At 39.0% G+C, this 24,210-nt stretch carries 10 protein-coding genes and 1 pseudogene; 8 read left to right on the forward strand and 3 right to left on the reverse strand.

Annotation, left to right across the window (positions count from 1 at the left end; all coding sequences use genetic code 11):
- Positions 1-340: 340 nt before the first annotated feature.
- A pseudogene (locus D0T60_RS00005) lies at positions 341-1,270 on the forward strand (glycoside hydrolase family 43 protein); the annotation flags it as partial.
- A gap of 165 nt (positions 1,271-1,435) precedes the next feature.
- Here the strand turns inward: D0T60_RS00005 and D0T60_RS00010 are convergent.
- The 3 genes from D0T60_RS00010 to D0T60_RS00020 all read right to left on the reverse strand — a co-directional run bounded on the left by D0T60_RS00010 (position 1,436) and on the right by D0T60_RS00020 (position 8,256).
- Positions 1,436-4,267, reverse strand: a complete 2,832-nt coding sequence (locus D0T60_RS00010) for a glycoside hydrolase family 2 TIM barrel-domain containing protein (RefSeq protein WP_163215929.1) — start codon at positions 4,265-4,267, stop codon at positions 1,436-1,438.
- Between the two features lie 94 nt (positions 4,268-4,361).
- On the reverse strand, positions 4,362-5,492 hold the full coding sequence (locus D0T60_RS00015; RefSeq protein WP_163215932.1) for a glycoside hydrolase family 88 protein: 1,131 nt from the start codon (positions 5,490-5,492) through the stop codon (positions 4,362-4,364).
- Between the two features lie 106 nt (positions 5,493-5,598).
- On the reverse strand, positions 5,599-8,256 hold the full coding sequence (locus D0T60_RS00020; RefSeq protein ID WP_163215935.1) for a TonB-dependent receptor plug domain-containing protein: 2,658 nt from the start codon (positions 8,254-8,256) through the stop codon (positions 5,599-5,601).
- Between the two features lie 346 nt (positions 8,257-8,602).
- Between D0T60_RS00020 and D0T60_RS00025 the strand changes: the two genes are divergently transcribed.
- Genes D0T60_RS00025 through D0T60_RS00055 form a run of 7 tightly spaced genes read left to right on the forward strand, consistent with a single transcriptional unit; the run spans position 8,603 to position 24,196 of the window.
- Positions 8,603-10,918, forward strand: coding sequence for a fasciclin domain-containing protein (locus tag D0T60_RS00025; RefSeq protein ID WP_239059464.1), 2,316 nt, complete (start codon positions 8,603-8,605; stop codon positions 10,916-10,918).
- A gap of 16 nt (positions 10,919-10,934) precedes the next feature.
- Positions 10,935-14,219, forward strand: a complete 3,285-nt coding sequence (locus D0T60_RS00030) for a SusC/RagA family TonB-linked outer membrane protein (RefSeq protein ID WP_163215938.1) — start codon at positions 10,935-10,937, stop codon at positions 14,217-14,219.
- A 12-nt stretch (positions 14,220-14,231) separates the two neighbouring features.
- Positions 14,232-15,779 (forward strand): RagB/SusD family nutrient uptake outer membrane protein, encoded by a 1,548-nt coding sequence (locus D0T60_RS00035; protein WP_163215941.1) that lies wholly within the window; start codon positions 14,232-14,234, stop codon positions 15,777-15,779.
- An 8-nt stretch (positions 15,780-15,787) separates the two neighbouring features.
- Positions 15,788-17,533: a DUF5108 domain-containing protein gene (locus D0T60_RS00040; RefSeq protein WP_163215943.1), complete on the forward strand. Its 1,746-nt coding sequence runs from the start codon at positions 15,788-15,790 to the stop codon at positions 17,531-17,533.
- A gap of 3 nt (positions 17,534-17,536) precedes the next feature.
- A complete protein-coding gene (locus tag D0T60_RS00045; RefSeq protein WP_163215946.1) occupies positions 17,537-19,258 on the forward strand; it encodes a hypothetical protein in 1,722 nt (573 codons plus the stop codon).
- Between the two features lie 16 nt (positions 19,259-19,274).
- Complete coding sequence (locus D0T60_RS00050) at positions 19,275-22,448, forward strand: SusC/RagA family TonB-linked outer membrane protein (protein WP_163215949.1); 3,174 nt, start codon at positions 19,275-19,277, stop codon at positions 22,446-22,448.
- Positions 22,449-22,453: 5 nt separating this feature from the next.
- Complete coding sequence (locus D0T60_RS00055; protein ID WP_163215952.1) at positions 22,454-24,196, forward strand: hypothetical protein; 1,743 nt, start codon at positions 22,454-22,456, stop codon at positions 24,194-24,196.
- Positions 24,197-24,210 lie beyond the last annotated feature (14 nt).

The following is a 24,210-nucleotide window of genomic DNA, read 5'->3' on the forward strand; positions in this document are numbered from 1 at the left end:
GTATCCATAGCTATTATTGTTGGTGAACCTAACAAAGGTAGCTATAACCCACAATTTACATTACCTTTGGCGACGAGTTTTTGTCATGGGTGTTTCATACGTTAATGTTCGGCTAAATTAGAGTTTTTGCCTATTCTGCTAAATAGACAGATGTACATAAAGATAGATTTTTGTGTAAATATGCTCTTTCCATCGCTGTTTTGTACAATAATACATTTGTTTGATACAGAATTACTAAGAATATCTGCAACTGCCTCTTTCATCTTTTTAAGTATCGGTTTATCTTTGTTACGTAATGCAACTGCTGTTGATTTTATCTAAATATTCAATAAAATAGATCATGAGAAAATACATCTTGCTCTTCTTTTTTGTGGTTGGCTGTGCTGCTAATGTAGCTGCCCAATCCACCGCTTATCTTTTTTCTTACTTTACAGGCAATAGTACCGATGGCTTGCATCTGGCATATAGTTATGACGGACTCACCTGGAAAGCATTGAATGACAATAAATCTTTCCTGACTCCCACAGTTGGAAAGGATAAGCTGATGCGCGACCCAAGTATCTGTCAGGCTCCCGATGGTACTTTCCACATGGTATGGACATCAAGTTGGACAGACCGTATCATAGGTTATGCTTCATCCAAAGATCTGATTCACTGGTCGGAACAGAAAGCCATTCCTGTTATGATGCACGAACCGACTGCTCATAACTGTTGGGCACCGGAGTTATTCTATGATAAACCTTCTAAAACTTATTATATCTTCTGGGCAACGACCATTCCCGGCAGACATAAAGAAGTGCCTACCAGCGAGAGCGAAAAGGGGCTGAACCATCGTATGTATTATGTAACTACCAAAGACTTTAATACATTCTCCAAAACCAAAATGTTCTTTAATCCGGACTTTAGTGTGATTGATGCCGCTATTGTTAAAGATAAAAACGGAGAGCTGATAATGGTGGTGAAGAACGAAAACTCCAATCCTCCCGAAAAGAATCTGAGGGTGACCAAAACCAAGAAAATCAAGAAAGGATTTCCCATCGAAGTATCGGCACCAATCACCGGTAGTTATTGGGCAGAAGGCCCCGCTCCTTTGTTGGTAGGCGATTACATCTATGTGTATTTTGATAAATACCGCGAGAAAAAGTATGGTGCAGTACGTACGAAGGATAGAATAAATTGGGAGGATGTGTCCGATCAGGTGTCCTTTCCACGGGGCACAAGGCATGGAACGGCTTTCCCGGTAGATAGGAGAGTGGTGGATGAGTTGTTGAAATAGAAAGAAGAGGTGTTAAAAGTCCCAATTAATGATAAAATACGATTTGAACACAGAGACACAAAGGCACAGAGTCTCTCATTTTTAGTGAGTTAAATTCTCTGTGCCTTTGTGTCTCTGTGTTCAAATCATAAATAATATCATTTTGACACTTTCTTCTTTTTACCTAAAATCAAACCATATATCCATGTGTACTCCTTCATCGCCTTTCTTAATACGAATGTTAGAAGGCTGGCTTTTAGGCCCCTGCTGAGAGATAGGCTTGAAGCAACGTATCCCCGGAATCTCGTATAAGAAGGAGATATCACCTTCCGGAAACTTGGGATTTGCCGACCAATCCGTATAATTATCTTTGGGCTCTTCGGGAGTAAATACTCTTAAGTATACACCATCGCTTGCACTGTAAAAAGATAAAGGAGATTCAGTTGTATGAAGCGTACTCCAATACATATTACCATGATAACCTTTGAATTCCGGGTAAACCAGATTCTCGAAGTCCGCTCCGGTGATGGTGTTATTGTACTCTTTATCCCACACACCGAAGTTAGCACCGCGGAGACGATTCTTCCAAACTCTATAAGGACCACGACCTAACCAACTCATGCTTTTCACCTTTTCTTCGGGGTAGGAGAAGGTAAATCCGAAGTTGGTGATGTTATCTTCGAATACAGCCTCGTCGAATCCTGTTCCGCGACCAGATTTATTGAGCGTAACGGCATACATTTGCAGCAAGCCCGCGGGAGTCATCGTCCAACGAATGGAATCAACACCACCGTGGTAGTAAGCTGTGAAAACGGCATTGTCTCCTTCTTGCCGGAACTGTACATTTTTGATGCGTGCTTTCATTCCTACGGGGATAGGCCCATTGGCAATAGATACAATGCCACTTTGATTATTTACCTGCGTAATCAGTCCATCAGTAGTATTAAAAGTAACAGTAATTTCACCGGAGGAAAGCATTACATGGTTTCCTTCTTGTTTTACTGATGCTTTACCGGACTGAGGGATGCCTGCCAATTGTTGTTGAGTGTACTCTTTGGCATAATGAATAGGCCATGTCCAAGTGCAGATTTCCTTGTTGTGCCGATCTCTTGCTTTAATTTCTAATATATCTCCTTCAAAGAAATTGGCAGGAACTTGCATACGTGCTTTGCCCGATTCCCGCGGATCGATGGCAGGAAGAGTGACTGCACCGGATGCAATGACTTTCTGTTGTTCCTTCTTCAATGGAGATGGTGCCGTAAGTACCCGATACTCCATTTGACAGGTATTCAGATTAGAAAACAGATAATCGTTGCGCACAATGAATTCTCCTTTAAAAGAAGGCGTGATAAATAGATTCTCGAACTGAATAGGTGCCCAGACATTGCGAACAGTATAATAGCTACCTTCTTTCTGGCGATGAGGCCCCAGAATGCCATCTGTTCCGTTGGAACCGTCCGAATCGAGAATACCGCCTTTATCAGTGCGCTTTACGGCATTATCGGAGAAATCCCACATAAATCCGCCGGCAAACAGAGGATGCGAAGTATAGTTTGCCCAGAAATCTTCCAAACCTGCTCCATGTCCCTGATCGTACATTCCGTGTTGGAATTCGGTGGGCATAAATACTTTATAGCCGTTTACAAATCTTCCTACACCTGTCAGGAAAGTAGGGTAGTGGTGTGTATCCAGATTGTTGAAGTCTGCCCATGCATGAATGACGTGACGCTTCTGAGGATCGTATTTGGCATAAAACGGATCTAATTCGTAGTTGAATCCACCTTCGTTACCGCTGCTCCACAGAATGAGCGAAGGGTGGTTGACATCTCTCGTCACCAATTCTTTCAGCAATTTAGAGCCTACTTGGGTATTGTATGCGTTTTGCCATCCTGCCAGTTCGGATACTACAAAGATTCCCAGCGAGTCGCATACCTCCATAAAATGCTTATCGGGAGCATAATGAAAGCGGACTGCATTCATATTCATTTCTTTAATCAACTGACCATCCATGATACTGATTTCCTTGTTGGTGGTACGTCCTCCGTCCGGATGGAAAGAGTGACGATTAATACCTTTCAGCACTACTTTCGTGCCATTAACATAAATACCATCTTTCGGACGGAATTCGAGGGTGCGGAAGCCGATTCTTTCCTGATGAATGTGTACAACTTGGTTGTTCTTGTTGGTTAACTCTAATTTCAGTGTATACAGGTGAGGTGTTTCTGTATTCCATGCTTCAATCTCATTCCATTGAAAACGAACCGAATGGTTGGTACCTGCTTTCAGAGAAGCAGATTGCTGCTTATCATCTGCCGACTGTTTTGTCATAGAACTAACCGGAGATAGTGTAGCATTTATCTTATACCCTTCTTCAAGAATGGTTGTGAAAATATCGGCATACAAAGAACCGTCTGCTTTGGCATCTACAGCAATGCGTTCAATGTTCATTGCTGGTTTCGCTTCCAGATATACCGGGCGATAGATTCCTCCGAATATCCACCAGTCTGCTTTCCGTTCGGCAGCATTGACCGACTTATCCGAGGATTCTTTGCTTACTTTTACTTCCAGTTCGTTCTTTCCCGGTTTAATTTTATCGGTGATGTTGTAGGCGAAACGGTTAAAACCTCCCTGATGAATGGCTCCGGCAGATACTCCGTTGATCAGTACTTCGGTATCGGTCATTACCCCTTCGAAGATAATGTCAATTTGTTTACCTGCCCATGAAGCAGGAACTTTGAACGTGGTTTTGTAAATGCCCGTTTCTGTGGGTGGCTTTTTAATTGTTTTGTTTGTATACCATCTGCCGTAGCAATATTCGCCAAAGCCTTGTAATTCCCATTGGGAGGGTACTTCGATTTTAGTCCATTTCCCACTGTTCATGCCTTCGTTGCAATAGAACTTCCAGGTTTTGGTATCGCCTAAACCTTTTCCGGAGAGGTAAAGGGTTTCGGTAACCTGACCAATCAGGGCTATGGGGCATAGTATGCAAAAGATTAAAAATAGCTTTCTCATAAGTGTGTTATCATTATTATAGTAGAAAAAAGAACCTTCGTTTCATAGGAAAGAAAGGTTCTTTATAAATACCTACTGATTTAAGAATGAAAAGTTAATTCAATTTATACATCTCGGTTCCGGCCAGTAAGAAACAACCTATTCCGTAATCCTCGAAGTCGGGAATACTTTTGTAAGTCACAGGTTGCCCGTCTTTAGGCTCTTTGCCGGTACCTTGTACATAACCTAAAAAACCATTTTTGTGTACTGCTTCTGTTGCCATTGCATTCCAAGCCTTTATAATAACCGGGAGATATTCTTTTCGGTCGAGGATGCCTTGGCGTATGCCCCAAGCCATACCATATACAAATAAGGAAGTTCCCGAAGTTTCTTTACCTCCAAAATGAGTTGAATCGTGAAGACTTACATTCCAGAAACCATCTTCGCGTTGGCATTTCTTGAGTGCTTTGCTCATGGTAATGAAGTCGTTGATATAATCGGTACGATGCTTCTCGTCGGAAGGAATCTCATCTAATACACGTACATAAGCAGCATATACCCAACCGTTTCCTCTTGACCAGTAACAATCTTCGCCGTTAGGCTCAGTGTAAGGAGGGCAGAAGTCGGCATCTCTCCACCACAAGCCATCTTTGGCATTCCATAAGCCTTTGCCGCCGTGTGTATTGCGCGAGTAGGCGTACATATCCCACATTTTATCGTAATACTTCTGTTCTCCCGTCATCTTTCCGAGTTTGGCAAAGATAGGCATAGCCATCTGTATGGCATCAATCCATGTCCAATCGTTTACCTGAGGAGTATTTACCACCATATCGATAGATGCTTTGATGTTGCGAATCATTTCGGGCGAGGTAGGACAGATGCGATATAAGTCGATGTAGGTTTGTCCGCAGCAATGATCATCGGCATTGCGTGTAGTATTGCCATTGCGCATACCCCATTTGTGGAAAGTGGCCCAATCGTAGGCATATTTGTAATACTCTTCTTTGGGATAGATGGCATATAAGGCCATTAATCCTTCGTAATAAACGCCGCGGGTCCAGATGTTGCTGGGGCGGAACTTGTTTACATACGTGGGCTGAGCATAATCGGCATACTTCTTCATGAAGTAGTTATTTACCAATGTAGTTGTTTTTAATATCTCTTCTCGGGCGGGCAACTCTTGAGTTGTTGCTTTCCCACAGAGGAATGAAGAAAGAATAAATAACGAAAAAATAAAAGTTCTCATGATATTAGAGCTTATAACTTAATAATGCTTCAAAGGTATAATTCTTAGTTTGTTTGCTACTTGTAATATAATACAGAATCCTTTAATATTATTCATCTGAATAGATTTAATTGATTTTTCCGGTATATCTGTACGGATTTCCATCAGCATCAACCCCTTCAATCGAAATTTGTTGTTTGGTCGAATTATCGGAGGTGTAATACTCAATTTGCGCCTTTCCATCGGCGTCGAAAGATAAAGATGGATTCCAATAAAGGGTGGTGCGAATATCAGAGCGGGAGCTTTTCTTCTTTTCCGGAGTATCGTATACCGGATGATAGAATTCTTTGTAGATACTGTAGCCGAGTGGGGTGTAGTATATCATTCCTTTATTACGATTATTATCGAGCTGGCTGGCACCTTTTTTAAGTTCGATGACAATGGCTCCATCAGGACCACCGGTTCCCAGTGCCATGGCACTCAGCCCTTTAATAACATCCAAACGCTCAATGTCGTTTACATGGAAAGTGTTTAATACTTCCAAATCATCATAAGGTACATCATTTAGTATTATTTTAGGATTACCTTGTCCGCTACGGATACGAATGCTTTCTCCTTCTATTGCTGTTACTCCGGATACCCGATTAAGTATTTCGTAAACAGAGTGTAGGCTTTGTTCTTCAATGTCTTTGGCAGTGAATGTCTTGTCTGTCAGTGTGTTGATGACTGCATGTTCCTTATCGCTTTGTTTGAGATCTCCTTTTACTTCTATTTCCTTTAAATTTACTACACGTATGCCACCTTCTGCAAAATAGCGGTTTCGGGAGTTGATAAGATAATCATTCGATAGCTGCAAAGGCTCTGTGGGATAAACAAACTTATTGAAGGGCAACGCATATTCAGTAGAATCTATCAGGATATCGACAGATGCCCGCCCTTTGGCTGTACGTGCCTGAATTAAGAAACGGGTATTTTCGGGGCAGTTCAGGTCATGAAGCACAAACTCTCCTTTATCATTTGTTTCGGCTGTTTGGTACACAAAACCTCTGAGGGTGAAAGCAGTCATTGTTCCCTTGCGCACATTTCCGTTGAAAAATCCTTTGACTCTTCCGCTTATGCTCTGCCCTTTTTCGAGGTAGTGTTGTGTGTTAATCAGAGGTTCTCCCGATAGTTTTTTTGTTTCGAACCGGCTCCATCCGTGGGTGAGCATAACCATGTCCAAGAGTCTGGATTTCATTCTTTTATTGCCACAGAAGTAATAACCCGGGTTTTCGATATGCCCTTTGAGATCCGATGTAAGTAATAAATTGGCTAATATATGATCTCCCAATGAATCAATAGGGACACTTTGTGCATCGGTGATGCTTACCGAAAAATCGCCAGCCAATGGCTGGCTGTTCTTATCGATGGCTGTAACCCAAACGGTTACCTTTTTGCGTTTGTTGTATTGTGGCTTATCGGTTTGTATGTTCCACAGTGCTTTTTCGTTATGCTGAACAAAGCAAAGGCGTTCGCTGATTGGAAGATTCTTTTCATTAACGAGTAGTAGATGAAGAATCCCTTCGTCCGGGAGGTTATTGGCGATAATACCGTTGGTCGATTCCGGAGTAATCTCTCTGAATATACGTAATCTTCCTCGGGTATGCCCTATTAAATACAATTTCTCGGGTAGGGGAGTGCTGCTTGTTTTGTTTATGGTATAGGCTATACCTCTTCTGGATTGGTTGATGGAAATCGTAAAACCCTCTTTCTTAACCTCCGGTAGTGGAAATATCTTTTGCACTCCATCAGTGGAAGTTACCTTTGCGTAATACTTTTGATTGGCAGATAGGAAAAGCCCCATCGTTCCCATGCCGTCATATTCGGTCTGAAAGTGAGCAATTGTATCTCCCTGCTCCGTATAGACAGCTCCCTGAACTTCTTTGGAATATCCATTGGCTCCCTGAGCTTTAAATGCAACTGTTTGCAGAAGACTGTCGAGCAGTTCTCCTCCTTCCGGGAAGAAAGATACATGGTAATCTGTGGAAAGGTTGGGGATGTAAAAGTTCCGTTCGTATTTATAAGTAGGATCGTTAAATAGAACATTTACCCTTAGCTTATGATAATCTGCTTGAAGATTGGGAAGTGGAAACTGTATGATACCTTCCTCATTGGTCGTTGCTTTTCCTTTAGAAAGGATATTATTACCATCTAACACCTTATAAAGAATCTTTATATTAACAAAATTCTGAGTGTTTCCTTCCATAAACTTCACTCTTGCTATGTATTTGCCATTATCTTCCTGCTGATAATCAATAGAGGAAGTAATGCTTACGTCGATAGGGTTGCCAATCCGGATATTGCGGGAATATAGAAAGTCTTTGTCTGCATTCAGCATCCAGTTGGAGTATCCCCTTAAATAATAGTTGCCTTCCTGAAGCTCTGCCGGGAGCGAGAAGTTACCTACAAACCCGATAGAATCGCGACGAATCTTCTTCCGGTAGATGATTGAATCTTTCTGGTCGAGCAATTCGGTGATGATAAAGTTGCTTTGTGCATTGCTCTTATGAGTGATGGCATTTTGTAGATATCCTTTAAAGTGAATGTTATCTCCTGCTGTATAAAAGGGCTTATCTAAGTGCAGATATAGTTTCTCTTGTGGGGTACTTTGTAAGATACGGAAGTAGTTTATAATGGAATCTTGTGTGGCATTGGTTATTTGAGCCATCGAAGTTAAGCTGCCTCCGCAACAGAGTACAAGCAGGCAAATTCTGATTGCAAAGTGAAGACTTGTTTGTATGTGCATAGTTGTTTTATAGAATGATTAGCATATCACAAATATAATAAACGTATTTCCTTAGAAGCCTGTAAATACATACGGAACTTCTGTAAATATATACATGGTAGTGTTTTATTTAGCGATGGATTATCATACAAAAGCATATAAAATCATTCATTGCACCCGATTCCATCTACCTGTACAATATTCTATTGTTAGAAGTGTTTCCATTCCTTAATTTTGTGATAGATTAATTAAATGCTAATATTATAGATGCTATGATGAAACATGTATTTTACTTCAAAGAGAACTATTTTACGATTCGAGAAAAGCTATTGAGAACGAATAGTATGATACTTTAAAATTAATAAATATGAAAAATGTAATGAATGCACAACGATTGCTTTGGGTGTTGCTTTTTCCATTTTTACTATTATCCTGCGGTGATGATGAAATGGACAAGCATTATGAAAAGCCCGAATGGTTGAAGGGTACAGCCTGGGAGATTCTTTCTGAAGAATATGGAGGGAAATACTCTCTCTTTTTGGAAGCTGCAGAACTGTCTGGTTATCGCCCGATATTGGATGGTAAAAGCTTAGTAACTGTAATGGCACCGGATAATGATGCTTTTAGTGCTTATATGCAGGAAAATGGCTACTCTGCTGTAAAAGATATGCAGACAGATGAACTGAAGAAACTGATTGGCTATCATTTGGTTTACTATTCGTATAGTAAAACAGACCTTGAGAATTTCCGTCCGCAAGATAATGCTTTAGGCACAGATGATGAAGATGACCTAACATCTTTGCAGCCTGGGATGTATTACAAGTTTCGGACACACAGTACGAGTCCTGTTACAAAAGAAGTAGATCCGGCAACAAATAAAGCTGTGACAGTGTATCACCTTGAGCGTTTTCTTCCTGTATTCTCTCATAATATTTTTAAATCTAAGGGCATTGATGCAAAGAAGAATTATGAATATTTTTATCCGGGTGCAACTTGGGGTGGTGATGCCGGCTTTAATGTGTCCAATGCAAGTGTGAAAGAATATCAGATCATTGCAAACAATGGATATATATATAATATAGATAAGGTGTTGGAGCCATTGGAAACTATCTATGATATAATGAAAAAGAAGAATGAATACTCAGACTTCCTTGATTTCTATACTCAATATAGTTCCTATACTTACGACAAGGATTTATCGGTAGATTATGGAGCATCTGTAGGAACAGATAGTCTTTTCCTTCATAGGCATGATGTGAACGGACTTCCGAATATTGCGTTGGAATGGCCAGTTACGAATCCTCGTTTATATGCAACATTGGCATCTACTGCCTATAGTGTGTTTGCACCATCAAACCAAGCGCTGAATACATTCTTTAATAAATATTGGAAAACTAAGGGGTATTCATCCTTATCAAATTTGGACCCTTTAATTGTAAGAGTGTTACTTATTCAGTCGGTATATGGAGGTTCTATTGTTTTTCCGGATGAAGTAAACACTATAACCAATGAATTGGGAGGTGGTTATGATTTTGATCCATATACTGTAAAAGATAAGAATATCTGTGTAAATGGTAGTTTTTATGGACTAAGTGAGTTGAAAATGCCTTCTATGTTTCAAACAGTAATGGGACCTTCTTTCCTGGATAAAGATTATCTCTTATCATTATATGCACTTTATAATGCAGGTTTGGTAACTACTTATGGCTCTAATGCGGCTCAATATACTATGTTGATAACTGATAATAACAGTTATGAAACCAGTGATATGCGTTTGATACCGGATGACAATAAGAATAATATGTTGGCTACTACCGGAGACGATGGAGATGTAGCAGTTACTACTGCGGTAGCTCGAAGAATGGTTAACGGACATACTGTAAGTCAGCTGGTTGATATTGAATCTAAAGATTGGGCAATCTATCCAACTCAAGAGTCATCTACTTATTGGTTTGTAAGAAACGGTAAACTGACTACGAACTATGCTTTCAATAATATATTAGGGCAAGATCCTTCTACTCTTTCGGATTATTTCCTTGAGGTAAAGGAAATTAAGAATGATGCTGGTAATAATTGGAGCAACGGTAAAGTATATGCGTATGAATCTTCAAGTTTCGGGGTCTTCAATTTTGAATTAGGGTCTGACTTTAAGACTTTGTTAACAACAACCGGAGAAACAAGATATCCTTTCTTTGTTTTTGCTCAATTGTTGAGAAAAGCAAAAGTGTTTGTTCCATATAATGATGGATATGCATGGAATGTTAACTTATCGGGTCCTCGTATAGTAGCTTTTATTCCTTCAAATGAAGTTTTAAAAGAGGCTTTGGAAAGTGGAAAGATTCCTGGTATAGAAGGTGGCTCTGTTGATTTAACTCAAGATTCACCCACAGTAGAAGGTACTGTTACCAATATGAGAGAATTAGGAGAATACTTGATGAATTATATATTTAGTTCAGCATATACTCCCGCAGTAGCAAGTGTTCCTTATCCGGGTTCTCCAGATTGGGTAACAGGCGAATATCGTAACAGTAACAACATACTTATGGAATATAAGAGCACTGGTTCTTCTTTATCTATCGGTTTGAAGGGAGGAAATCAGTGTAATGTAGTATCTACTTATGAAAATTTCCCATTTACTTTTAGTGATGGTGCATTCCATATTATCGACGCTGTTTTTAATTAACTGAATATCTGAAATTATGAATTTGACAAATAAAGTCTTTTATGTATTGGTGGTTATCTTCCTGTCTTGTTCAGTAGATATGGTAGGTCAATCACGGAAGGTTATATCCGGTACGGTTACCGAGATGTTCGGGAAAACCGCGGAGCCATTGATTGGAGTGAATGTGAATATTGTTAATAATCAAAATCGTTCATTGGGTGGAGGAATAACCAATGTGAATGGTCAGTATAATGTAGTGGTCCCGGATGACGGAAAGGAATTGACGCTTGTTTATTCTTATATTGGTATGAAAACCAAACGTATTAAATATACCGGGCAAGCAACTTTAGATGTTACTTTGGAATCGGAAGCGCATAGCATTGAAACTGTAGAAGTTACCGGTCGTCGAATTGTTCGTAATGATCTGGGTATTACAGAGAAGGAAATGGTATCTGCTACTCAGAAGGTAAATATGGAAGAACTGATTGCAGCAGCACCGGTGGTATCCATAGAAGAAGCACTTCAAGGACAATTAGGAGGGGTGGATATCGTTTTGAGTGGTGACCCGGGTAGCCGTAGTGCTATCAGAATTCGTGGTACCAGTACCTTGAATGCATCTGCTGAACCTTTGATTGTTATTGACGGAGTACCTTATCCGCAGGAAATCAGCAGCGATTTTGACTTTGCAACAGCTACCGAAGAAGACCTGGGAGCTCTTTTAAATATCTCACCAAATGATATTGCTACTATCGAAGTATTAAAAGATGCTTCGGCTACTGCTATTTGGGGAACACAAGGTGCTAATGGGGTTTTGATGATTAAAACAAAGCAAGGAACTGTAGGTAAAACCCGCTTCTCTTTTTCTTCTAAATGGACACTAAAGGAGGAACCTAACACAATTCCGATGTTGAATGGTAAAGAATATACTTCTCTGATGCAAGAAGCTATCTGGAACTCTGCCAGATATATTGGATTGGATAATACTGCAAATAAGTATTTGGATAAATTATCTACTGCTTCTGCAATTGGTGATAATCCGGATTGGAGATATTATGATGAGTATAACCAAAATACTAATTGGTTGGATTATGTACGTCAGGATGTGTTAGTGTCCGATAATAGTTTCTCTATGAATGGCGGTGGCGAGAAAGCAACTTACCGTTTTTCTTTGGGATATCTGAGTGATGATGGTACTACTATAGGTACTTCATTGAAGCGTTTTAATACTTCTATGACAGTTAACTACCAATTTTCCAACAAATTGAAATTCGGTGCAGATTTCTCTTACTCACAAGCAGATAAAGAAGCGAATTGGGCAGATAATACCCGTTCTGAAGCATTAAGTAAAATGCCCAATAAATCACCTTTCGTAGTTGATAATCTGACAGGAGCGTTGACAAGTGATTACTTTGTTTATCATGATCCAAGTTATGAAGGAAGCTTCTCGGTGAAAGATAATTATAAAGAAGCCAAAAACTATAATCCGGTAGCTATGGTGCATGAGTCTATGAATAAATCCATGCAACGTGAAGGTAAAATTACTTTCCGTGGCGAATATGAAATCTTACCCGGATTCTTTTATAAAGGATGGGCATCTATTAATATGCGTGCTATTAAAACCCGTCGTTTTTTGCCCCAAGTAGTAACAGGTTTGGAACAGAGCAATATTTATTCAAACAGAAGCGACGACAGTTATTCAGATCAACTTGCCCTTCAGACTGAAAATAAATTGATGTATCTCAAAAATTGGAATGAAAAACATAATATCATCGCTACGGCATTATTCCGTACCGGACAATATATGAATTCCAGCTATAATAGTGTTACTTATGGAAATGCTTCTTCCGATCTTTCAGACCCGGTGAAAGGAACCTCTATTGGTAATATAGGTTCCGGTGAATCTGAAACACGTAATATTTCCTTTGTAGGATTATTAAACTATACTTTATTGGACCGATATATAGCACATGCCTCATTAGGTATAGAGGGTAACTCTGCAATGGGTCGGAATGAACGTACAGGTTATTTCCCCGCTGCCGGTATCGCATGGCATCTTCAGAATGAGCCTTTCTTAGCAAAAGCAAAAGAAACTTGGTTGGAAGAAGCTAAAATCCGTGCCAGTGTTGGACAGAGTGGACGTGCGCCCACAGGTGCTTCCATCTACTTAGGTGCCTATGTAAAAGGAGATGATTATATGAATATGTCTGCTACAAAGCAAGATCGTATGCAATTGGATAATTTGAAATGGGAAACATCAACAGAGTTCAATGTAGGTGCAGATGTTTCTTTATTTAAAGGACGCTTGAGGTTCACTTTCGATTACTATCAGAAGTTCATTAATGATTTGCTCCAACAAAATTATAAATTGCCATCTACCAGTAGTTTTGGTATAATGAAATGGTTTAACTCCGGTAAAATGGAAAATAAAGGTTGGGAATTCCGCACAGATGTGATTGCGTTTGAAAACAAAGATTGGCGTGTGAGTGGTTATGTGAACTTTAGCCGTAATGAAAACAAGATTACAGAATTACCGGGTAATATGTCGCAAGAACCTTACTCACCGGGAAATGGGAATTATGCTGCTCGTATCATAGAAGGACAACCAATTGGAGCATTCTATGGATATCGTTATTTAGGTGTATATCAAAACGTAGAAGACACTTACGCACGTGATGCTGAAGGAAATGTGATGAATGACGCACAAGGAAAGCCAATTGTAACAAAGAACCTGACAGCCACTGCCCAACCGGGAGACGCTAAATATGCAGATATAAATAACGATGGTGTTATTAATCAGTATGATATTGTGTATTTAGGTAATTCTAATCCAACTTTAACAGGAGGTGCCGGACTAAATATCAAATACAAACAATTCTCTGTAAATGCATTCTTTCATGGACGTTTTGGTCAATCTGTAGTTAATAAGGCTCGTATGAATAATGAGGCAATGTATAGTACAAGCAATCAGAGTACAGCTGTATTAAGAAGATGGAAAAATGAAGGTGATAAAACTGATATACCACGCGCATTATTTGGTGAAGGTTATAACTACTTAGGATCTGACCGTTTTGTGGAAGATGTTTCATTTATTCGTCTGAAACAATTAACGTTGAACTATGCATTCTCAAGTAAGATATGTAATAAACTGGGAGTCAACTCGTTGAGCTGCTTTGTTACTGGCTACAATTTATTTACTTGGTCTGACTATACAGGTCAGGACCCGGAAGTAAATATACCATCCAATCCAACAAAATTGGCGGAAGATACGGCTACTACACCTATTTCCAGACGATACACTTTTGGTATAAACTTAAGTTTCTAATACAATAATAATATGAAAAAGATATTTATATATTTGGCTATTGCCGGAGCAAGTTTGTTGGCATCCGGCTGTCAAGACTGGCTTGATGTATTGCCTAAAAATGAACAGACAGCTGCCGAGTATTGGAAAACAAAAGAACAAGTAACAGAGTCGCTTGCACAAGGGTATTCCAATATGCGTGCTACTGTACCTTTATTGATTAAGTGGGGAGAACTCCGTGGAGGTTCAATATATGCCTATGCTGGTAATTCCATGCAGCAATTGCAGAATTTTCAGTTAACACCTTCATCCGGTGAGGCAAAATGGGGAGCATTTTACTCTGTGTTGAATGTAGCCAATTCGGTTATAAAGTTTGCTCCGGAAGTAAGAAACCATGATGAAACTTATCATGAGGCAGTGATGAATTCTCACATGGCCGAAGCTTACTTCATGCGTGCGTGGGCTTATTTTACATTGGTTCGTAATTTCAAAGAAGTACCTTTGATTCTGGAACCCTATATGACAGATGAACATTCTATTGATGTGCCTAAGTCTTCAGAAGAAGTAATTATAGCTCAAATAAAATCGGATATTAAAGCAGCACTGGACTCTGGAGCCGCAAAAGAATTCTATGATGATGATGAGTGGGAGGGCATGAGCAAAGGACGTGTTACAGTATGGGCACTATATGCTTTAATGGCAGATGTTTGTTTGTGGAATGAGGATTATGCTGACTGTGTGAAATACGTTGATCTGATTACCGAATCGGATGCTACTTTCCGCCCGGCATTTGTGGAAGATCCGGAGCAATGGTTCTCTATTTTTAATCCGGGTAACTCCAATGGTTCAGTTTTCGAACTTAATTTTCAGACTACTACTTTGCTTCAAGATGCAAATAGTCCTTCTTCTTTTTATCCTTGGGGTAAATCAAGTGTAAATTCTGTGCAATACTCAAAGGCTATGTGTCAACGACTGTTTGACGAAGCTATTTATGAATCAAATATTCGTGGCTTATTGGGAACTTTCAATACGTTGTCCGGAAAACTAACAACCAATGTTAACTATTACTTTATCTGGAAATTCCAAGGTATGAGTATGCAACTAGATGCTCAACGTGATAATAAAGATGCCAACTGGATTCTTTATAGAATGGCAGATGTATTGCTAATGAAGGCAGAAGCTTTAATTTGGCAGGAAGGAACAGCTAATTATACAGAAGCATTGAAGCTGATTGATAGAATACGTACCCGTGCCGGAGTGCCTACGATTAGCAAAAATGTAGCACCTGCATCAGTGAGTCAGGAAGAGATGCTGCAATATGTATTGCATGAACGTGATATGGAGTTGGCTGCCGAAGGAAAACGTTGGTACGATTTAATGCGTTTTGGAAAGTCGAAGAATTATAAATATAAAGATGCGTTTATTGAAGAGATTGTAGAAAACAATGCTTCAGTAACTGCTAAATGGATACGTTCTGTTTTGAAGAATACATACGCTTGGTACTTACCCATTCATCAGGATGAGATTGAACGTAATCCGTTGCTGGTACAAAACCCTTATTATGATGTAACTGTAAATTGATTATTGCTATGAAGAATATTGTAAGATTTTGCTTATTGATTTTATTCGTTGCTTTCTACTCCTGTGATGATCCGTATAAAGATACGGTATTCAAGGTGTATGATTTGCAACCTGCGGCAACTTATCTTCAAGGTCGTTCGGATGATTTTTCCGAATGGGTGAAGGTACTTAAATACGGCGATTTATTTAATGCTATTAACCGGGCAGACGACTCTTTCACGGTACTGGCTCCTACTAATGAAGCCGTTTACAGCTTTCTAAAGAAAAAAGGAGTTTCTTCTATCGAAGAGCTGGATCGTGAATATGCGCGTACTCTGGTACAATACCATATTATTAATGACTCTATTGATAAAGAAGACTTTGTAAGAGGAGGCGAATTGCCGGCCAGAACACTTTCGGGTGATGCATTATTGGTAACATTTGATGAAAACACAAGTGGAGAAGTATATGTAAACAAAGAAGCCCATGTAAGCGAGTTTGCCATTCGTGCGATTAATGGTCGTATATACGTTTTAGATGATGTGTTAAGTCCGGCAGTACAAACAATTTATGAACGTTTGTCCGAATCGGGTGATTATAAAATCTTCTGTGAAGCACTTGATAAAACCGGATGGAAAGATTCATTGAATGTAACAACTTCTGTGTTCTATGGACCGTATGGGATGCAGGTTGAACTAAGGAAACATTTTACCGTATTTGCTGTTTCTGACGAGATTTTTGCTAAGGATGGTATCACTTCTTTTAATGGATTAGCTCAAAAAGTGGGTGCTTCATCTGATGAATATGAAGCTTTGAGTAATGAGTTGAATCATTATGTAGCTTATCATATTTTGGATGGAGCTCATAAGTTAGCAGCTTTCCAAGCATTTGATGGACTTTCAACCAATCAGAAATTGTGGTATACTCGTTCGGGAGTAGATATGATATTAGCTTCTGAAGATGGATTGAACGATGGAGTGAAATTTGATGAAGAAAATAGTGACATATTGGTTAAGAATGGAATTATTCAACCCATCGATGGCTATTTACCTGTTAAGCAACAAGAGCCAGTGCCTTTTGTATTTGATTTTTGCAATTACTCTGAGCTTGGATCTTATATAAATACGAAAGGTAAAGGACAGCTTTTCCAACAATTATCGCGAGTAGATAAAGGACAAAGTACAGCTTTGACTAAGTTTATAGGTAGAAAAGAAATTGTACCACAAGTATCATGCTACCAATTAGAGGTAGGACCTAATGGTACAAGAGCAACTACTTGGAATTATTTGGAGTATGCTACTGTAGGAAGCGAAGGAGGAGTTTGGGGTGAACAGATGAATAATGACCATTTAGTGGTTAATATTGGGTACAATGGAGCCTTGACTGTAAATACCCCTCCTATTATCGCAGGTAAATATAAAGTTACCTTGTTTTATGCTTATGACCCACAACAGAAATTTATGGGCGAAAGAGCAGAAGATAGTGCAGCCGGATTAACACAATTTTCTTTCGATGGTAGCAGTGGTGCTAAATCGACAGCGAAGCGTGTATATGACGCAAAGTCGGATGGAAGAGGTAAAGGAGATGCAAAAGATTATTTAAGTATAGAGTTGTTTGTTGAACCAGCCAATGATGCAGACGGGAATAAATTGTTGGAATTCACAGAAACAGAAACTCACACGCTTAAAATGGTAGTTCAAGACCCTGCGGCCAGTTCGCATACTCAATTCCGTATGTATTTTGATTATTTATTATTTGAACCTGTAATAGAATAAACCATGAAGACATTTAAATATATTACTTTGGCTGTTTTATGTTCGATAGGGCTGTTTGCCTGTTCGGATGAAAACTGGGATTCACACTATTCCAAACAGGAAGAAGTTATTGATAATGTAGAGATTGTCTCAGTTGATAAATTTGCTTCCGAATTTCTACAATCTGCTTCTGAATATAGCACAATGTACCAGTTGTTTAAAGAAACCGGAGCACTTGAAACATGGCAGAATAAGAATTTATTATATACCATCATGGTAGTTAATAATGATAAGATTACTCGTGCCGATTCTGATAGCGATTTGGAGAAAGCAGAAAAAGAGTTTCGAGCTAAAGCACATATTACTGATGCACTGCTTTCGCCCAGTAACTTGAAAAATGAACAACGCTTGTTAATGTGGAATGGCAAATATGTAACAGTTGCTAAACTTGAAGAAGCAACCGAAATTCTACAGCCGGGAACTTATTTTAATGGTTCGAAAGTAAAGAAAGTGATTAAAGCAAAAGATGCTTATATCTATGAATTGGAAGAATACGTTAAAACTCCAAAAGCCTTGATGGAATATCTGGAAGAGCTGCCGGAAGAGTACTCCATGTTTAAAAAGATGGTGCTTGACAGAACACAGAAAACGTTCAATAAAGCAGCCAGTACACCAATAGGAATTGATAAGACCGGTAATACTGTATATGATTCAGTATTTACTGTACAAAGCAAATATTTTGCAGATAAAAAACTGGATATCTATTCAGAGAACATTACTGCTACATTGTTAGTTCCTTCTAATGAATTGGTGATTAATGCATTAAAAGATGCCAAAGAAAGATTGGCTTCCTGGAATGTAGAACGCGAAGACTCTGTTTTGAATAATTGGATTTTCCAAACAGCTTTCTTTAATAAGAAGTATGTAAAAGAAGATTTTATTTATAATGAGAATGATCCTAACTCTACACAAGATCTTTATTCTATTTTTGATCAACAGTGGAGAACAACAGTTAATAAGGTAGATCTTGATAATCCGGTAGAATTGAGTAATGGAATTGCTTATAAGGTTACTTCTCTAAAGATTCCAGCCAATAAAGTTCTGATTTGGAGATTTAAGGAATGGTTCTACACCTTTGACAACCTTACAGAGGCTCAAAGAGCAGAGTATTTTGAAGGATATAAGTACATAAGCACTTATTTGAAAGATATTGGTACCAATGCACAAATGAATCGTGTAAAGCAATATGTAAACTCTAATCAACCGCAGGCCTGGTTACCTGCTGTTCATTACAGAGCTATGATGTTATGGGTTGTTGATGCGGATCAACCGGGAATATTTAAATTTAAGTGCTACAAAATGGTGCCCGATGCAACTTCTACCACTGGTTATACACCTGTGCTTTATAAAATACCTCCCGGAGAATATAACTTCTATTTAGGAGTTTATGGTGCTCGTTCAAATGTAAACTGCACTTTCTATATAAATGGTAAGAAGATACCTAAATGCGAGAGCGGTCCTATAACAGGAGCTACTATGAAAGGAGCAAACTTCGATCGTAATTCAGGAGGATATAGCGAACTTTACAAAGATAGCAGATATGATCGTGACGGTGGTGTTGACCTTGGACTGGTAACCATTGAAGAAACTACTGAGTTGGAAGTGACTGTTGAGTTTAAGAAAGCCTCACAAACTACCTTTGAGCCATCTCACTGGTGTTTGCGACCAACAGCAAATACATATTAACCTTGATATATAGGATATGAATAAGATACAAAAAACACTTAGCATTTTTGCCTTACTTATATGTGGGGCAGCTAATCTATGGGGACAGGGAAGCCATAAACTGACAGGGAAAATCTTGTCTACAGATAATCAACCGGTAGAAGGGGCTATTGTCACTATTTTAGGTACAATGAATGTTACTACTCCTAAAGAAGGCACATTCAAGTTTGAAGTAAAAGACCTTTCGGAAGTGAAAGAAATTTCTGTATGGGCACCTGGTTATTTCTCGGTGAAACAGTTACTTAAAGAAAGAACAGAAATTGTTATAACACTGACCCCGGAGACCGAATATAAGTATAATGAAACGATGGTTCTCCCTTTTCGTCGCGAAGGGGAGATGCAACTCGACGATTATACAGCTGCTACCAATATAGCCAAGAAAGATTTTATGTTGGGAACCTCTAAAATAGACCGTGCCTTAGCCGGACAAGTAGCAGGTTTGCAAATGAAACGCAGTAGTGGTATGCCAGGCGAAGGAAGTTATTATAATTTACGTGGTATTCGTACGCTGACAGGAGACAATGCTCCTTTAATAGTAATAAATGGCATTCCTCACATGCCTGATAAAGCTACTTCTTCCTTATTGGGAGGCTTATCTCGCGATATTTTCCAATTCTACCACCTACAGGATATTGCAAATATTACTGTATTGAAAGGTGCGGAAGCAGCGATGTATGGTTCAATGGGATCCAATGGAGTGATTCTCATTGAAACAGATGGAACTGCTGCCAACGATTTGGAAACAAGAGTAAGTTATCATGGAACGTTTGGAGTAAACTGGAACAATAAACGGATGCCCTTGTTGGGATTGGATGATTATAAGCATTATTTGGCAGATATAGGAATGACTATATCCTCAGATCCAAACAAGTTCTATAACAGTTTTCCATTTATGAAAGACCCCAATGATGTACGCTATAATTATCTGTACAACAACAATACAGATTGGCAAGATAAAATTTATAAGAACAGCATATCAACCGATCATTTGTTTAGGGTTGAAGGGGGAGATAATATTGCCAAATACGATCTTTCGTTAGGATATTACCGTGAAAATGGTTTGATGGATTACACCAGTATGGAACGTTTCCATACTTTGCTGAATGCCAATGCATTAGTTAATAAGAATGTGAATATTTTTGCAACCGTAGGGCTTGCTTATTTAACAGGGCACTATCAGCCACAAGGAATGGATGCAACTACCAATCCTATTTTGGCTGCTTATGCCAGATCTCCATTTTTGAGTCCTTATGAGAAAGACAGCGAAGGAAATACTTTATCTTCTTATGCATCACACTATTATGGTAGTAATAAAAATTTGGATGGAACAAGCAAAAGTGCCGATTACAGTGTAAGTAATCCACTGGCAATAATTAATAAGCTGGATGCACGCAATCGTCAGTATGATTTAAACATGAAAGCCGGTATTATTTATAACCCGCTTCGTGAGTTAACTTTAACCGGAACAGTAGGGTTATACTATAATTATAACAATGAGCATATTTTTGTTCCGGGTGAAACCGATCCAATCATAAAACCTATAACAGATGTGTATGGTGAACGGAAGAATTCAGTAAGCGACGGAGTAGCAGAAACTGTGAACTTCTTTGCAAACCTGAATGCAAATTATAAGAAAACATATAATTATGTTCACCGTTTGAATGCTATTGCCGGTTGGCAAGTGTTAACCACTAAGAATGAATACGATGCCGGAGAAGGACGTAATACAGGTAATGACTTCTATCAGACTTTGGGAGATACAAAAATAGGACAGCGTTTTCTGGGTTATGTAAATAACTGGAATTGGATGAATTTCTATGGTCATGCCGATTATACTTATAATGAAATGGTGCAAGCTTCGGTAAATGTAGCTGTGGATGCAGCTTCTTCAACCGGTACAGATGCAAACCGTTTTTATATGTATCCATCGGTAGGGTTAACTTTACTTGGAAAAGGATGGAAACCACTTATGAATGCAGAATGGATTGATAAGCTGAATGTACGTGCAGAGTATTCATTAACAGGTAATTCTCGCTTCTCTTCACAAATGGGAGGATATTATTATTCAACGCTTCCTTATATGTATTTATCAACCATTGTACGTTCTAATATCCCAAATGTTTCATTGAAGCCTGAAAAAAATGCTTCTTTGAACATCGGATTGGATTTCTCGGTTTTGCGCCGCCGTTTGAATGTATCTGTTGACTATTACAATAATCAGGTGAGTGATATGATTTCTTCTATGCCACTTTCGTCTGTTTATGGATCGATTCCTTACTATGCAAATGTGGGTAAGATGGAAAATAAAGGTATTGAACTCTCTGCACAAGCTGCTTTAATTCGTACTCGCGACTTTGAATGGATTGTAGGAGGAAACATTTCCAAATCTAAAGATAAGATTAAATCATTGGGTGGCGAAGAACAGATTGTTTTAGATTATGGTGGCGGTGTACAGATGGTGCACCGAGTAGGAGAGTCTCCATATCAGTTCTATGGTTATCAGGCTGATGGAGTGTTCTCAACACAAGCTGAGGCAGATGCTGCCAATCTTACCAGTCATACCGGCGAACGCTATAATGCCGGTGATGTTCGTTTTGTTGATCAAAATTCAGATAATCGTATAAACGATAAAGACCGTGTTTTGTTAGGAAGTGCTTCGCCATCTTACTTTGGAGGGTTTTATACTCAACTGAAATATAAAGGATTCGCTGTATCGGCAGAATTCTCATATTCCAAAGGAAATAAAGCATACAATGCTGTGAGACAACAACTGGAATCGGTATCTACTACCAACAATCAAAGTGTAGCAGTAATGAATCGCTGGTCGGTAGAAGGACAGAAAACCGATATGCCAAAAGCTGCATGGAAAGATCCGGTAGGTAATAGCTATTATTCTTCTCGTTGGATGGAAGATGCTTCTTATCTGAAAATGAAGAACCTGACAGTTAGTTACACATTCTCCAAAACACTGTGGAACTTCTTCCGTTCCGGAACAGTATATGTAACAGGCGAGAATTTGTTGACATTTACAGATTATTTAGGTATGGATCCTGAGTTCTCTTATTCGTATGCTGAAAATATGCAAGGGCTTGATTATGCGAAGATGATGCAACCCCGGACTGTGAAAATGGGTGTTAACTTAAAATTCTAATGACAATGAAAAAGTTTAAGATACAAATAATATTGATAGGGTTGCTGGCAATAACTTTTTCTTCGTGCAGTGACTTCTTTGAACCAAACAATGATACAATCCTCAAAGGTGAAGATTATATTAAAGAAGGAGGAGAACTTTACTCGGGGTTTCTGGGAATTGTAACGAAGGTGCAAGCTATTGGAGATAAGTCGATTTATCTGACTGACACACGTGCGGAGGTATTAGAACCCACCGAAGGTGCACCGGCAGAATTAGTTAGCCTTTATAATTATGAAGATGATTTAACAGGTAATACATACGCCGATCCTGCCAAATATTATGATGTGATTATTGCTTGCAACGATTATCTGCTAAAAGCAAAAGATTATAAAGATAATCATTTAAATACGATTGATGAAGATGATTATAAAAAACTAATCAGTGCTACATTAAGAGTAAAAGCATGGATTTACCTTACTTTAGGACGGATTTACGGACAGGCAATATGGTTTGATGATCCTATACAAAGCATGAATGATCTTGCAGATCAGACTCCAGAGAATTTAGATGGAATTATAAACGCTTGTGATAAATTATTAAATACAGGATTCGATGGCGTAAATGGTACATTTAGCAGCTTATCATGGGGCGAGTGGTTGAATCCGGCATCGGGGGCCACCTCTACTTCCGATGAGTATAAAAGATGGGATATGATGGTGCCCGGTTATGCTCCTCTACAGGCAGAAATCTTGCTTTGGAAAGGAGACTATGAAAAGGCGGCTAAGTTACTTCTTGGTGAAATGTCTAAAGCTTATGATCTGGATGAGTATAAAGGAAATGTAGCCATTGTTAAACTGATGCGTTCAGGAAGTTATGGAACTAATTTTGGAGAACAATATGATTCTCAGAATCCTGTAATCTCTAAAACAGAATCGGTAATTAGGTATGACTATCAATACAATCAGCAAAATTCGTTGTTGAAGCATTTTGATCAGAATGGAAGTTATATGTTGCGTGCTTCTGTGCCGGGAGTACAACGTTTCTCGGATGTTACCTTCAATCCTCCTTCAGATGGAACAGCTACTAAAACAACAGATCGCCGTGCCAACGCTTTTAGAGAGGTGGTGAAAGATGAAGAATATTCGGTTAGGAAATACCGTGGATTCAGTAAATCCGGACATACCGTGGCTCATGATGATGTATATATTATGATCTATCATACTGCCGACTTTTATTTTATGGCAATAGAAGCGTTGAATAATATGGGGCGTTATGAACCTGCATCGGTACTGATGAACCAGGGAGTGGATATTTTCTACTTGATGGGAGTAGAGTTAGGCGAACAATGGCAAGGTTTGAATAGCAACTGGAATTTGTGGACTACTAATCATGCCGGATTCCGCCGTACCTATGCCGATAATGGCGTTCGTGGAGTTTTAGGTTTGGGCAAACGTGATATATGGCAAAGTTCGGATGATATCAACGCAGATGAAGAAGGCTTGGAAGGATTGACAGACGAACAGAAAATTAGGAAGCATAATGATATTGAATTAGTGAAGGAAGCTTTTCTGGAATTTCCTTGCGAAGGAAAAACGTATCCTCTTATGATTCGTGTGGCTAAACGCTGGAACGATTATTCGATTATTGCTCGCTTCGTTAGTGAAAAATATCCGGATGTGGCTAAACAAGAGGAAGTAAAAGCTAAAATCATGGCTGGTGCTTATTTCGTTCCTTGGGATCTGAAGAGCAAAGCTTCTTCTCATTAACAATCTGTTTTTTA

It is taken from the genome of Bacteroides sp. 224 (assembly GCF_010500995.1).
Classification (GTDB): domain Bacteria; phylum Bacteroidota; class Bacteroidia; order Bacteroidales; family Bacteroidaceae; genus Bacteroides.

Coding starts and splice junctions, on each gene's coding strand:
- D0T60_RS00050 (WP_163215949.1), top strand. CDS start 19,275: ATGAATAAGATACAAAAAACACTTAGCATTTTTGCCTTACTTATATGT.
- D0T60_RS00045 (WP_163215946.1), top strand. CDS start 17,537: ATGAAGACATTTAAATATATTACTTTGGCTGTTTTATGTTCGATAGGG.
- D0T60_RS00015 (WP_163215932.1), bottom strand. CDS start 5,492: ATGAGAACTTTTATTTTTTCGTTATTTATTCTTTCTTCATTCCTCTGT.
- D0T60_RS00055 (WP_163215952.1), top strand. CDS start 22,454: ATGAAAAAGTTTAAGATACAAATAATATTGATAGGGTTGCTGGCAATA.
- D0T60_RS00030 (WP_163215938.1), top strand. CDS start 10,935: ATGAATTTGACAAATAAAGTCTTTTATGTATTGGTGGTTATCTTCCTG.
- D0T60_RS00025 (WP_239059464.1), top strand. CDS start 8,603: ATGAAAAATGTAATGAATGCACAACGATTGCTTTGGGTGTTGCTTTTT.
- D0T60_RS00035 (WP_163215941.1), top strand. CDS start 14,232: ATGAAAAAGATATTTATATATTTGGCTATTGCCGGAGCAAGTTTGTTG.
- D0T60_RS00040 (WP_163215943.1), top strand. CDS start 15,788: ATGAAGAATATTGTAAGATTTTGCTTATTGATTTTATTCGTTGCTTTC.
- D0T60_RS00010 (WP_163215929.1), bottom strand. CDS start 4,267: ATGAGAAAGCTATTTTTAATCTTTTGCATACTATGCCCCATAGCCCTG.
- D0T60_RS00020 (WP_163215935.1), bottom strand. CDS start 8,256: ATGCACATACAAACAAGTCTTCACTTTGCAATCAGAATTTGCCTGCTT.